The 12,966-nt window shown below is 56.3% G+C and carries 10 protein-coding genes; 8 read left to right on the top strand and 2 right to left on the bottom strand.

Translation table 11 applies throughout. The features are described 5' to 3' along the window. Positions 1-417: 417 nt before the first annotated feature. The 6 genes from ACR0EV_RS15930 (at position 418) to ACR0EV_RS15905 (ending at position 9,138) form a co-directional block, all read left to right on the top strand. Positions 418-2,712, top strand: a complete 2,295-nt coding sequence (locus ACR0EV_RS15930; protein ID WP_480800984.1) for a hypothetical protein — start codon at positions 418-420, stop codon at positions 2,710-2,712. 131 nt (positions 2,713-2,843) lie between these two features. Continuing rightward, positions 2,844-4,799 (top strand): type I secretion protein, encoded by a 1,956-nt coding sequence (locus tag ACR0EV_RS15925; RefSeq protein WP_480800983.1) that lies wholly within the window; start codon positions 2,844-2,846, stop codon positions 4,797-4,799. A gap of 39 nt (positions 4,800-4,838) precedes the next feature. Next, positions 4,839-7,061, top strand: a complete 2,223-nt coding sequence (locus ACR0EV_RS15920; protein WP_480800982.1) for a type I secretion system permease/ATPase — start codon at positions 4,839-4,841, stop codon at positions 7,059-7,061. A gap of 2 nt (positions 7,062-7,063) precedes the next feature. Beyond that, positions 7,064-8,416, top strand: coding sequence for an HlyD family type I secretion periplasmic adaptor subunit (locus ACR0EV_RS15915; RefSeq protein WP_171093958.1), 1,353 nt, complete (start codon positions 7,064-7,066; stop codon positions 8,414-8,416). Positions 8,417-8,482: 66 nt separating this feature from the next. Beyond that, positions 8,483-8,860, top strand: a complete 378-nt coding sequence (locus tag ACR0EV_RS15910; protein WP_171647494.1) for a rhodanese-like domain-containing protein — start codon at positions 8,483-8,485, stop codon at positions 8,858-8,860. A 92-nt stretch (positions 8,861-8,952) separates the two neighbouring features. Then, positions 8,953-9,138: a hypothetical protein gene (locus ACR0EV_RS15905; RefSeq protein ID WP_480800981.1), complete on the top strand. Its 186-nt coding sequence runs from the start codon at positions 8,953-8,955 to the stop codon at positions 9,136-9,138. On the opposite strand, the gene ACR0EV_RS15900 is transcribed toward ACR0EV_RS15905, so the two are convergent. Next, positions 9,139-9,897, bottom strand: coding sequence for an alpha/beta fold hydrolase (locus ACR0EV_RS15900; protein WP_480800980.1), 759 nt, complete (start codon positions 9,895-9,897; stop codon positions 9,139-9,141). Positions 9,898-9,986: 89 nt separating this feature from the next. Between ACR0EV_RS15900 and ACR0EV_RS15895 the strand changes: the two genes are divergently transcribed. Then, complete coding sequence (locus ACR0EV_RS15895; RefSeq protein WP_480800979.1) at positions 9,987-10,361, top strand: hypothetical protein; 375 nt, start codon at positions 9,987-9,989, stop codon at positions 10,359-10,361. A 379-nt stretch (positions 10,362-10,740) separates the two neighbouring features. Next, positions 10,741-12,015, top strand: a complete 1,275-nt coding sequence (locus ACR0EV_RS15890) for a hypothetical protein (RefSeq protein WP_480800978.1) — start codon at positions 10,741-10,743, stop codon at positions 12,013-12,015. Positions 12,016-12,400: 385 nt separating this feature from the next. Here the strand turns inward: ACR0EV_RS15890 and ACR0EV_RS15885 are convergent. Then, positions 12,401-12,966 (bottom strand): PLP-dependent aminotransferase family protein (locus ACR0EV_RS15885; protein WP_480800977.1); only part of this gene is annotated, 566 nt, incomplete at its 5' end.

Raw genomic sequence — 12,966 nt, 5'->3', positions numbered from 1 at the left:
CGCTAGATTTTGTGTAAGCAATGGAAACAATTGTGTTTATTTTTTGACGATTTTTAGATCTAGAACTTTAGTCAGGAATGGGTTCGATTTGGTGCGATTCCAGAAAATATCAAAATTTATCAAATAATTACGTAACATAATACTTTCAATCAGCTAGGCGCGGGCTGACGACGCTGCGAACATGGCCGGGCTTCAATTTCAGAAGCAACTATCCCTGACGTGATCGCCCTCAGCGTATTATAGCATTGATTTGGGGGTCACGTTTTCGGCTTAGCCGGGAAAGGAGGTGGCCTCGAATAAGTAAATGTACACCGCATTCAGCGCTTGTTTCGCTGCGTGTGGTTTTTTGTTTCAACCGCGCCTGTTGCCGCTTTGTAGATGAATGGCGGTCTGGCGTTCCAGAAATGGGATTTTGTTATGAGACGTAATGTAAATAATACCAATGTAACGACCGTCGATGAAATTAACGTCGAAAATCTGGATGCTCCGGTCAATGTTGAAATTCCTGTGGAAGAAGCCTTTGTCGAGGCCGATCTGACAGCGCAACAGCAGCAGCAAGACCAGACTGTCGACAACTCTAACGATCAGGGCCAGGATCAAGACCAAGGTCAGGACCAGGGTCAGGAACAGGGCCAAGACCAAGGTCAGGATCAGGGTCAGGACCAAGGTCAGGATCAGGCACAAGATCAGTCTCAGACGTTGGATGCTGGTGATGACAGCAACGACAACTCGAACAACAATGCCATCAATATTGATTTTGGTGGCGGCGAGTGGATTCCGCGTGATGACGATCAGGTCGACCTGGATCTTGGGGATTCGGCGACGGTTGGCGATGTAATCACCGCAGGCCGTGATCTGACCTATGATCCCGGCGATGACATGAATCTGGACATCTCAATGGATGGTGCCGGTACGGCGATGTCGTCAGTCAACAACCAGGTTGCCAGCCTAAGCGATGATGACACGCTGGAGTCAGCGAGCGTTGCGAATAATTCGGGCTTCTACCAGTATGGCGACGCCAATGGCGGTACAGCGACAGCTGCTGAAGGTATCCGGGCAAACGCAGACGGCGGAACCTCGGGTGACGGAGGAACCACAGTAGGCGGTTCGGCAAACTCATCAACACTTGGCAGCCATGCATGGGCCGCAGGTGGTGACACCGGTAGCGCTGATGCAGACTCGGCAGGTGGAGACGGTGGATCTTCGGGTGACGCGTCCAATGCAAGTATGGGCATGGGCACATCCGACGCCAGCTCGACCGGCGACAGCTCGGGCGGTAATGGCGGTGATGCTGACAACTCGGCCTCTTCGGACAACGACGGCAGCACAAGCGTAGACGGTGACGGAACCGGCGGCGCTGGCGGCAGCGCGGACTCGTTTGGCTTAGGCCTGGGTCTGGGTCTGTCCGGCGCAAGCTCCACAGGTTTCGCAGATGGTGGAGACAGCGACTCCGACTCGACCGGAACTGGTACTGGCACGGCCGACAACGCAACGGATGCGTCCGGAGCGGATGGCGGTGACGGCAGCGCTGCGACCGAAGGTTCAGCTTCCAACAGCAGTGACAGCGACACCGAAGCCAATGATGCCACCGCAGGCGACAACACAGCGGATGGCACTGCAGACAGCGGTGCGGACAGTTCAGCTGATGGTGACGGCGGCGACGGAACTGGCGGCGACGGCACAGGCGGTGACGGAACCGGCGGTGATGGAACCGGTGGTGACGGCACTGGCGGTGACGGTGAAGGTGGTTTTGCTGCATTGCTTGAAGCTGCAATCATGGAGCTGCAGGAAGAGCTTGGCATGATTGATGCCGAACCCGGCGAAGGCGGTGATGGAACCGGCGGCGACGGAACTGGCGGAGATGGCGACGGCGGTGACGGAACGGCTGGCGACGGCTCTGGCGGCGACGGTTCCGGCGGAACCGCAGACGCAACATCTGACGCTCAGGGCGTTGGCGACCAGTCGGCAAGCGGCCCTGATATCGACCAGAGCCCAGGCGATGTGAATGGTTCGGCCAGCAATTCGCAGGCCACCGATGGCAGCGGCGGTGACGGCGGTTCAAATATGGCCGACGGCGCAGCAGATGCGATGGGATCCGGTACATCAGCGGCTGACGGTGACGGCGGCGCAGGCGGCAGCAATACGCCGACGTCTACCTCCAGTGGCAGCGGTGCGGGTTCTGCAGATGCAGCCAATACCGCCGGCGATGGTGGTGCTGCGGATGTCTTTGGTGACGCGGATACAAATGGTGCCGCGGACAGCCTGGCCGAAGCGATTGCCGGATATGGTGGCGCCGGTAGTTCCGACAACGACTCGACGTCGACCGGATCTGGCGACGCGACGGGTTCGGCCGATTCGGGCAACGGTGGGGCCGGTGGTGCCTCAGCCGCAAACGGCGGAACCAGCGGAGCCTCGATGGGCAGCGCAACCTCGGGTGACACCATGGGTGGCACCATCACGGGCGGCAGTGCAGCCGGAGCCTATTCGGGCGACGGTGGCGCAGGCGGCACGGGCGGCAATTGGGGCGCAAACAACGGTGGCGATGGCATCGTGACCGGCGAATCCTACGCCTCGGCCGCGGCGGTCGTCGATACTTCGGCCTTCAACCAATCTATTGTCATGGGTGCCAACGTGCTTGGTAACTCGGTCGACACGACCATGGTTGGCGGTTCGATGACGTCCTCGTACGCAAGCGACGACACTGACACCTAAGTCAAACAGCGGGGCCCGCATTTTCGGGCCCCGTATGTCTTTTGAAACCTGCCGAGGCCGTCAAGCGCGGCCTCGGCCCAACTGAACCCAAAGCGGAAATTTTGGCCGCCGCGGGTATAAAGGAAACCGACATGGCCCTTGACAGTATTTCTGAGACGATTGCGCATTTTGTTGGAACTTTTGAACTTACGATCGAACAGTCTCGGCTGAGGGATCAGTACGAAGAATTTACTGCTCTGAGGCGCAAGGCCGAAATCGAAGGGCTGGAGGATCCGGCCTCGATCAACATCAAAGCAGACCTTGATATTCCTGCGGGCGAGTACAAAGCTCTGCCCTACAATTTCCAGCCCTCTGATCCTGAATTGCCGCTGCCGAACGCGCCCGCCGGTCCGGTTGCGGAAGCGGTGATTGTTATCGACGGTACTGACGAACCTGTGCGGTATGTGCCAGAAGTCGAAACGGTTGAGGCTGGTTCGTCCTCCTTTGTCCAACTGATCATTCTGCCGCCGGAAACTGTGCCTTTGGGTTCGGCTGTGACCGTTACGGTGCAGAGCGTCTACATGCGCGACAACGACGTTGTGGGCGAGGGCGACTTCCGGGATCCAGAGGTGCTGATGGCCCAGGGCGAGCAGATGCTGGATATGGCTCTGTCGCTTCACGCTGTTGCTGCACCATCATTTTCACTCGCGGACTACCAATCCACCGAAATGCTTGAAGCGCTGGCCGAACAGATGGCGAACCCGGTTATCTCGGACATTGAAGGCGTGACGGTGCACCAATTCCACGGCGACGATGCGATGGGTGTGATCGTCAACGGCGAATACGTTACGGACGCTCCGGAATGGAAAGATCTGCTCCCCGAGTATCATCAGCCTGATGACACAGAAGATACGGCCGAGCTGCCGTATCCCGATGAATGGGATCAGTCAAAAGATCCCGATTTCGACGACGGGCACCTGGTTGTGACTGGTGGCAACGTTGCGATCAATGCAATGGCGGCAACTGTGGCTTGGGTGGATGCTCCGATTATTGCTGTTGGGGGGCAAGCGGTCAGCCTGACGGCCATTAGTCAGGTTGCTGTTGTATCCGACTGGGATCAAGGTGCACCGGGAACGGGGAGTGGCACCAACATCGTGCAGACTTCGCAAATCGAGGTCGAATCCAAAACGGCACCTTGGCTTGGAGCAACATCCGGCGCTGCGGCTGCGGCACCGATAATTATCGTGGACCATGTTCAGGGCGATCTGGTGGTTGCGAATTTCATCAAGCAGGATATCGATGCTACAGATATCGACCAGATTCAGACCGAGATTTCGGCGTCGTCGACCCTGTACGCGCTGGGCGATAACGAGATGTACAACGTCTCGGATCTTATCCAACTGGGCAATTACTATGATGTGATTATCATCGACGGAAACATGATCTCGGTGGACGTTGTCAACCAGACCATCGTGTTACTGGATGACGATGTTGTCACCGGCGGAATGGACCCGGCAGCGGATGAGGATGGGGCCGGGGATGATGAAAACCTGGTGATGAACGAGGCCTCTGTCAAAACAGTTGGGGAAGACACGTATCAGGACATGTCTCAAGAGATGTCCAACACCATGGCGCTGGCTGATGACGACATAGCTGCGCTTGAAGATGCCTTGTTGAATGACCCCAATTTCGCCGGGATGGAGCAGATACGTGTTCTGAAGATCGATGGAGATCTGGTGCAGGTGAACGTTGTTGAACAGACCACCGTGATGCAGGATCAGGACGACGTCGAGCTGTCTGGCCCTGATGCGTCCCAGACAGAGGTGGTGGCGGGCAGCAACGCTTTGCTGAACAGCGCGAGTGTGACCAAAATGGGTGTGGACTCGACGATCATGGCTGCAAACGGAGCATATTCGGATTTGCTACTGCATCAGGCCAGTCTGCTGGATATGCCCACGAATGAAGACATAACGGCAATGACCAACGAAGCCATCGCCGCCATAATGAGCGATATGAGTGTCGCGCAGCCGGATGCTGCGTTGGCCTTGACCACTCCGGCAACAGATACCACGACCAACGACGACGGCCTGCAATCCGTGTTGGCCTGATTTTCCTGTTTTTTTACCGAGTGACCAAAAGGTTAGTAGATGTCGATCGTATTCACGTCGCGCCGCCCTTACTTATCCAGCCCCCTGGACAGACAGGGCGGAGGAAGGCCGCAAAGCCAAAATCTTGGTGCAAGGGTGAAACCCGCACCTGAAAGGCCCAAAATCGCACCGCGTCTGCATCTGACAGAGCAGATGCGCGTACCAAACCCAGATGAAAAACAGTTAGAGAAAACTGAGAAACTGAAACACGCCGAGGACCAACACCACTCACAGGAACAACGGCGCGCTGATCCTCCCCATCGGCGCGTGCAGCCGCAGCCCGCACAAGACAAAGACCCAACGGGTGGCGGCAATGGGGTGGCCGATGCTGACGGCCCCGATCAGGTAACCGCCGAGGAAACGACTGCGCGTAAGGCCCCCTCTGCGCGCGCAGCCGGCGAAAACCGCATGGGCACCACGATCGAGGCCAAGGCGAACCAGCCACTGCCGCAAAATCAGACCGGCGGCGGTGATGGCAAAGGGCCACCCCAAACCTTTCACAAGCGTACCCCGCCCGAGGATTTTCAGCGTACCTTGCAGGTGTCGATCCGCGCGATCTGGCGCAACCTTGCTTTTGTGCTGGTTCTGACTTGCGCCACCAACATCCTGATCCTGGCGATCCCGATTTACCTGTTTCAGATCAGTGATCGCGTTCTGACCAGCCGGTCATTGGACACATTGATCATGCTGACCGCAATCGTTGCAGGCGCGGTGATCTTTCAATCGGCCTTTGACGCGGTGCGCCGGTTCATGCTGATGCGCACCGGGGTTGAAGTGGCAGCCCGCTTGGGCGCACCTGTGCTCAGCGCGGCGGCCCATGCGTCTCTGCATGGCAACGGGCGCGAATACCAGACATTAGGCGATTTGCAGCAACTGCGTGGTTTTCTGGTGTCGGGTACTCTGATCTCATTCTTGGATGTCCCTTTCGCGCCTTTGTTTATCCTGATGATTTTCCTGGTGCATCCGCAGTTGGGCATGATCGTCGTCGTGACCGCGCTACTGTTGATGACGATTGCCCTGATCAACCAGAAAATGACAGCCAAACCTTTTGCCGAGGCCAACAAGGCGCAGTCGCTGGCGAACCAGCATCTGGATTCGATGTCACGCAACAGCCAGATCATCAACGCGCTGGCCATGATCCCCGAAGCCGTGCGGATCTGGGGCAGGGACACCGCTCAGTCTTTGACTTGGCAGGTGCGCGCACAGGACCGCAATGTGATCTTCGCCGCGGTTTCGCGCGCTGTCAGGCTGCTGACCCAAATCGGTATTCTGGGCTGGGGCGCCTATCTGGCCCTGCAAGGAGAGATCACCGGCGGGATGGTGATTGCCGCCTCGATCATTGCAGGTCGTGCCTTTGCGCCCATCGAAGGTTCGATTGAAGGCTGGAACAGCTATTTGCTGACACGTGGGGCCTACAGCCGGATCAAAGCGTTGCTGTCGACCTCGGCCTTGCAATACGAAAAACTGCGCCTGCCGCGCCCCGAAGGCCGTTTGGATGTTGAACGCCTGCTGTATGTGCCCGGTGGGACCAAACGGGTGGTTTTGAACGGGATCACATTCTCGCTGATACCTGGAGAAACGTTGGCCATTATCGGCAACTCCGGTGCGGGGAAGACGACGCTGGGGAAAACATTAGTGGGGTCTATCCTGCCGACTTCGGGCAGTGTGCGGCTGGACCTGATGGATATTCGCAACTGGGATCCACGCCAGTTTGGGGAAAGCATCGGCTACCTGCCGCAGGATGTCCAACTGTTCCCCGGCACGATCAAGGACAACATTGGTCGGATGCGGGCCGATGCGACCGACGAACAAATCCACGACGCTGCCGTTTTGGCCGATGTTCACAACATGATCGCGACCTTGCCGCAAGGGTATGAGACGGTGGTCGCCGCAGATGGCGCGCCTTTGTCCGGTGGGCAAAAACAACGCATAGCGCTGGCGCGGGCGTTCTTCGGCAACCCGAGAATGGTTGTGCTGGATGAGCCAAACTCGAACCTCGATGTGGCCGGTGACAAAGCGCTTGCCCGAGCGATTGAACAGGCGCGCGAAAGCAAGATCACCGTGGTCGTTATAACGCAGAAACCGACGCTGTTGAACGTGGTCGACAAGATCATGCTGCTGACCGATGGGCGCGTGGCCCTGTTCGGGCAGCGCGATCAGGTTCTGCAACAGATCAACGCGCCGCGCAAACAAACCGGAATTGAAGGCCAGCAGGGGGGCTGACCATGAATGACCTCGTACCTGTGAAGAATTCTGCCGATGAACCTCAGCTTTGGTATGCCGAGGTTCCGCGCTCGATCAACCGGCTGATTGCCATCGGGCTGATCATGCTTCTGGTGTGCTTTGGCGGTTTTGGGGTCTGGTCCTTCAGCGCCCCTTTGGCGGCTGCGGTGATTGCACAGGGCAGCTTTGTGGCCACCGGTCGCAACAAGATCGTTCAGCATCTTGAAGGCGGCATCATTGAAGATATCAAGGTGGTCGAAGGTCAGTCGGTTCAGGCCGGGCAAGTGCTGATGACGTTGGACCAAACCTCGGCACAAGCTAATGAGCGCGAGCTGTTCATCCGCAAACTGCGCCTGCAAGCCATGACCCAACGGCTGCTGGCCGAATACGGTGAACGCGACCGACTTGTGTTTTCCCCTGATCTTGTCGAGGCATCCGATGATGTCGAGGTCATGGCTATTCTCGACGGGCAAAAGCTCAGTTTTGACGTGTCGCGCAAGACGTTGCTGAATGATGTCGCATTGCTTGAGCGGAACATGGAAGCGTTGAAAATCCGGTCCAGCGGCTTTGAGGCTCAGTTGGACAGCATGATGCGGCGCGCCGAGATTTTGCAGGAAGAATACGAGGCCAAGAGCCAACTTTACGAAAAGGGGTTGGTCCGCAAGGGTGAGCTCAACACGATCCGTCGCGTTCAGGCCGAGGCCGAAGGACAACAGGCGCGCTTGCAGGCCGAAGCCGCCGAGATCAACCAGATGCTGTTGAAATACGAAGAGCAGATCATGCGCACCCGATCTGCCTATCGTGAAGCTGCGCTGGATGAGTTGGGCGTGATCGAAGCCGATCTGGAAAGCGTGCGTGAAAAATCCCGTCAGGCCCGCAGCGTTCTGGACCGGGCGGTTGTCCGGGCCCCAGTTACCGGTACAGTCGTGCGGCTGCACTACCACACGCCGGGCGGTGTTATTGAAACAGGCGAACCCATTGCCGAGATCCTGCCTGCCGATGCCCCCCTGATCATCGAAGCGCAGATTCCTCGTACGGAAATCGACAGCGTGATTACAGGGCAGACGGCCTCGGTGCGTCTGATCGCGTTGAACCAACGCACGACCCCGGTTTTGTATGGAGAGGTTTTCTATATTTCTGCTGACGCTTTGCCTGAACAGACCACAGGCAGCCCTCAAGAAGTGTATCTGGCACGTATTTCCCTTACTCCGGATGAACTGCAACGTGTCAGCGGCTTTATCCCAACGCCCGGGATGCCCGCAGAAATCATGATCCAGACTGAAGAGAGGACCTTTGCCGCCTATATCGCGAAACCAGTGTCAGACAGCATGTCTCGCGCATTTCGTGAGCATTGAGGTCACGGCTACACCTTCCAATTTTTGCATGTTACCCTTTGCCGGAACAGGTGAAGGAGTACACACATGCCGGTAACGGTCAAAGACATGATGGCGGCCGCCAATGCGGTGGTTGCGCGGATTGATACAGCGCAGGCGAAGACCATTCTAGAGCAGGGCGGGCTGCTTCTGGACATTCGGGATGCGGCGGAACTGCAAGCCACTGGCCGCGCCGCAGGTGCACATCATATCCCGCGCGGGATGCTGGAATTCCGGGCAGATGACACGCTGCAATCCCACGATCCGGAATTGCGCAAAGACCGCCCTATCATCTTGCATTGCGCTTCGGGTGGACGCGCGGCGTTGGCTGGCAAGCTGTTGAAAGACATGGGATACCAGCAAGTCTACAACCTTGGCGGCTTGGTGGATTGGGTGAACGGGGGCGGCGAGCTTGTAAGCGCCTGACATACGGGCGTTTCGCATCTGACCCAAATCAAAGCGAAACACATTCGAATCGTGTGATATTTGGCCGGAAGTCATCAAAAGGAATTCCGGCCATGTTTCGCCTTGCCGCTATGCTGTATTCACTGATCGCAACCGCCCTCTCGGGTTCGGCCGTGATCGCCGTTTTGTCTGCCGGTATGGATTCAGTCAGCGCGATTGTCGGTGCCGCGGCAGCAGGGGCCGTGATTGCCGCCCCGGCATCGTGGATGGTTGCCAAGCGGCTGTATCAGGGCGCATGATCAAGCGTTCAGAAACGTTCTGACAGCCGCTTCAAATTCACGCGGTTTCTCGGCGTGCAGCCAATGACCGGCTCCGGGGATTTTTGCAAACCGTGCGCCGGGGAACAGCGCGCGGATTTTGTCACGATGCTCAGGCAGAACGTAATCTGATGTCCCACCGGACAAAAACAGCGCGGGCCCGTTCCACGAGGCATCCAGATCGGGAAACCCCATGATATTTGGCATCTGGTCCGCCAAAACATCCAGATTCAGCAACCAGCGTTTCCCGTTGATATCCAGAGACTGGGTAAAGAAGCTCTGCAGCGCCTTCTCGACGCCCTGCTCGGCAAGCTGTTGTTCAGCGTCTGACCGGCGTTCGATGCGTGAAAAGTCAACCGCCCGCATGGCCTCGATGAACTCTATCTGACTGTGCGTGTATTTTACTGGCGCAATGTCTGCGACCACCAGCTTGTTCATCAATGACCCGTGATGCAGCGCCAGCGTCATCGCAGCCTTGCCGCCCATCGAATGCCCCAGCACATCGGCCATGCCGCCGAACTGTTCGATCACTTCGGCGATGTCCTGCGCCAGATGCGGATAGTCATGCTGAGGGTCCCACAGGCTGCGGGCGTGATTGCGCATATCCACCGCCACGACCTGCCGCTCGTCCGAAAGCCGTTTGGCAATCACACCCCAGTTGCGGGCGGATCCATACAGGCCATGAGCAATGATAAGCGGCGGAAGGGCGGTTGGTTCGCCATGTACAATTGTATTCAGCATGTCCCGAGTGATACCCGCGCGCACTGCTGACGACCAGCCCCATTGTAGGTCTTTGAACCAGACGCTAGATTGCCGCGGCAGGAGGTTCCATGCCGCAGGACACAGACATTCAAACCCGGATTGCCGAGACCGTAGCCTTGCTGCGGGCCAAGCTTGGCGTGCGGGACAAAACGCTTGAGGCTTCGATCCGAAAAGCCAAGCGACGCCTGCCGCGACGGGTCTACAAACAAGCAATGGTGTTGGCGCGGTCCGAGGCGATGGCCGCGCATCCCAAGCTGAGGCAGGTACTGGACACACCCAAGCTGATCCGCGCGTCAGAGGTTGTGCAAGGACATCTCAGCGCGATCAATCTGGCCGACCGCAGATGGGGCTGGTTCCTTGGGATGCTGGGTGGGTTGGCCTTCAACTTGCTGGCACTGACGGCGCTGTTGCTGATCTTTCTGTGGTGGCGTGGCTTGATCTGACCTTGGGTTACGGATTGTCGGCTGTGAACGCGGCTCCGGCACCGTTGCTTAATGGTGAACTATTCTGCACCAGCGCGAAGCACGGATATTGATCGAAAAGAAAAAGTGGTGCTGCAATACCCAGAGACCACATTGGGCATTGTGCTGTCGCCCTCGAAACAAGCCCTGATTTTTTCTTGAAACAATTGTTCATTTCAATAACGTTTTGAAGCAGTTGGTTCTCTGGAGAGTTTTTTGTTTTCTTTTCTTTGTGATTCCTTGTGGTCTCCAGAGTCCCCAAAACATCTGACACACACGTTTGCTCAATGCGATCAGCTTAGGACGGGCTGTTCTGAAGTTGTGTGTTGATTGGAACTCAAGCAGTTGAAAAGGACATCAAATGAGAATTTTGAGTTTTGTCACTTCTGTTGCGCTTTTCTGCTTCAGCTCAGCATCCTACGCTGGCGACGAAGAAGCAAACGCCCTGTTTGTCGAAGCGGTGAAATCGTACAAGTCTATCACCGAGGAAATGCCACCTCTCGAAAAGCTTGAAAAGATCGATTTTGCTTTGGAAAAATTCGATGAGATCGCCGAGGAACACCCCAGCTCAAACTTGGCAGTTATGCTGATCACCGGCCAGGCTGTCGGAGACATCAGCCCAGCTGTTCTTCAGGCAGAGCGTGATCGAATTATGCCTGAAGTGGAAGAAGTCATAGCTCAGCAAGACGCGCAGGAACGGCACAAAACCTGGGTGGAAGAAACTCTTACATGCGTAAAGAACCGAGATTGCTTTGAAGATCTCCATTTCGAAATGGAAATCGCGGGAAGAGACATTAGTGAAGCCTCGGCAGAAGAGATTGAGCTTTACAAGAAGTTTTCTTTCATGCCTGCGAAAGCCGCCTATGACGGGCTTTCGAGAGAGCTGCTGTCCGATTTCGCGGAATTTGATGTCTTGGACCCGGGTGGTCTCTATCTCTTCGACCCTTTCCACCTGGCGCTTTCTTTCGCAATTCTACACGACGATCCTGAGGACGTTTTTGAGGTGCGACAGAAATATGGCAAGCCAGAACGCCCTCGTCAATTTGCCGATCCTATGCGCATGGCCGCGTATGCGCGCAATTTCGACAAAGCTGAAGAATATCGCGCGAAATTCGAAGAATGGGTAGGTGAAGACGAATTCTATACATCGGATAGCGTCTTTCAAATGCAACTTTACTACGATCTTTCCGTAGAAGAACTCCGCAACGCGGCTCAAGGTTTTGAAGATTCTGGTGAGCTAACCGAAACTGCGCCTTGGGAAGTTCTTATGTATCTCGCGGACCACAACAGTGACAGGTTTCTCGATGCTTTCGAGCAATATGACCCTGTAGAATATGGCTATGGTGCCATGGTTTTCTCAAAGTTAATCTATCACGCTCTGCAAGGAGAGCCCAAGGAAGGGGTCGCATTCTATCTTTCACAGAAAGAAAAAATGGAAGCGGCGGGAGAAGAATATGACTTCGTCGCCCGGATAGGGCTCTATGAACTCGCATTAATAACAATCGATCGCAATCCCAGAGGTGGAGCAGAAGCAGTGGAGGTACTTTTGCAAGAAAATTTGAACCTCATAGGAAAAGAGAACCTGGACAAAGGCTTCGCGAAGCTGCTCACAGTCGCGTCAGCCGCATTGCAGTGACCCAATCAACAGTACTCGACAGGTCATTACAAACAGATCGTTTTTTGGGGTTTTATATCTGTGTTTTCTTCTCAAAATTCCCCTCTAGCGTTTGTTCTTGAGGAGGCCGCCGTCAGCCTAATCCTTGCGATTCCACCGAGCCCGGCAAGTCAACTAAAAAGTCTAGATCAGACGAGAAGGGCGTTAGAGGCGCGAAGCACTGTGGATTTCGGGGACACCTAACGAGACCGCTCATCCTGACAAATGTTAAAGCAATAGCGCCCTGAGGGTATCCTCAAGGCGCTATTGTGCAAGATGCAGGGCATTACCAGCCGTGAAATGAGATCATCATCAACCCCAGTCAGGGGGGGTATCTCAGGAGCCGTTTCTGATCTCTACGCCCAGATTACAAGTTCGGATAGATTGGGAAGCGGGCGCAGAGGTCTGCGACTTCGGCTTTGACCTTGGCTTCGACAGCGCCGTTGCCGTCTTCGCCATTGGCGGCCAGGCCGTCGACCACTTCGATGATCCAGTCGGCGATCTGGCGGAATTCGACCTCGCCAAAGCCGCGGGTGGTGCCGGCGGGTGAGCCCAGACGGATGCCCGAGGTAATGGTCGGCTTTTCGGGGTCAAACGGCACACCGTTCTTGTTGCAGGTGATATGGGCCCGGCCCAGAGCCTTTTCGGTCGCGTTGCCCTTCACGCCTTTGGGGCGCAGGTCGACCAGTACCACATGGGTGTCAGTGCCGTGGGTCACCGTGTCCAGACCGCCCTTGATCAGCTGGTCCGACAGCGCTTGCGCGTTGGTGATGACTTGGCTGATATAGGTTTTGAACTCGGGCCGCAGGGCTTCGCCAAAGGCCACGGCCTTACCAGCGATGACATGCATCAGCGGGCCGCCCTGAATGCCGGGGAAGATCGCCGAATTCACTTTCTTAGCGATATCTTCATCATTGGTCAGGATCATACCCC

Source organism: Ruegeria sp. CF8 (assembly GCF_056537285.1).
The sequence above is the reverse complement of the archived record's forward strand: the minus strand, read 5'-3'. Positions and strand labels throughout refer to the sequence as shown.

Bases quoted from the DNA above. Each gene is read 5' to 3' on its own strand.
- ACR0EV_RS15895 (WP_480800979.1), top strand. From the start codon at position 9,987: ATGCCGCAGGACACAGACATTCAAACCCGGATTGCCGAGACCGTAGCC.
- ACR0EV_RS15905 (WP_480800981.1), top strand. From the start codon at position 8,953: ATGTTTCGCCTTGCCGCTATGCTGTATTCACTGATCGCAACCGCCCTC.
- ACR0EV_RS15930 (WP_480800984.1), top strand. From the start codon at position 418: ATGAGACGTAATGTAAATAATACCAATGTAACGACCGTCGATGAAATT.
- ACR0EV_RS15925 (WP_480800983.1), top strand. From the start codon at position 2,844: ATGGCCCTTGACAGTATTTCTGAGACGATTGCGCATTTTGTTGGAACT.
- ACR0EV_RS15910 (WP_171647494.1), top strand. From the start codon at position 8,483: ATGCCGGTAACGGTCAAAGACATGATGGCGGCCGCCAATGCGGTGGTT.
- ACR0EV_RS15900 (WP_480800980.1), bottom strand. From the start codon at position 9,897: ATGCTGAATACAATTGTACATGGCGAACCAACCGCCCTTCCGCCGCTT.
- ACR0EV_RS15890 (WP_480800978.1), top strand. From the start codon at position 10,741: ATGAGAATTTTGAGTTTTGTCACTTCTGTTGCGCTTTTCTGCTTCAGC.
- ACR0EV_RS15920 (WP_480800982.1), top strand. From the start codon at position 4,839: ATGTCGATCGTATTCACGTCGCGCCGCCCTTACTTATCCAGCCCCCTG.
- ACR0EV_RS15915 (WP_171093958.1), top strand. From the start codon at position 7,064: ATGAATGACCTCGTACCTGTGAAGAATTCTGCCGATGAACCTCAGCTT.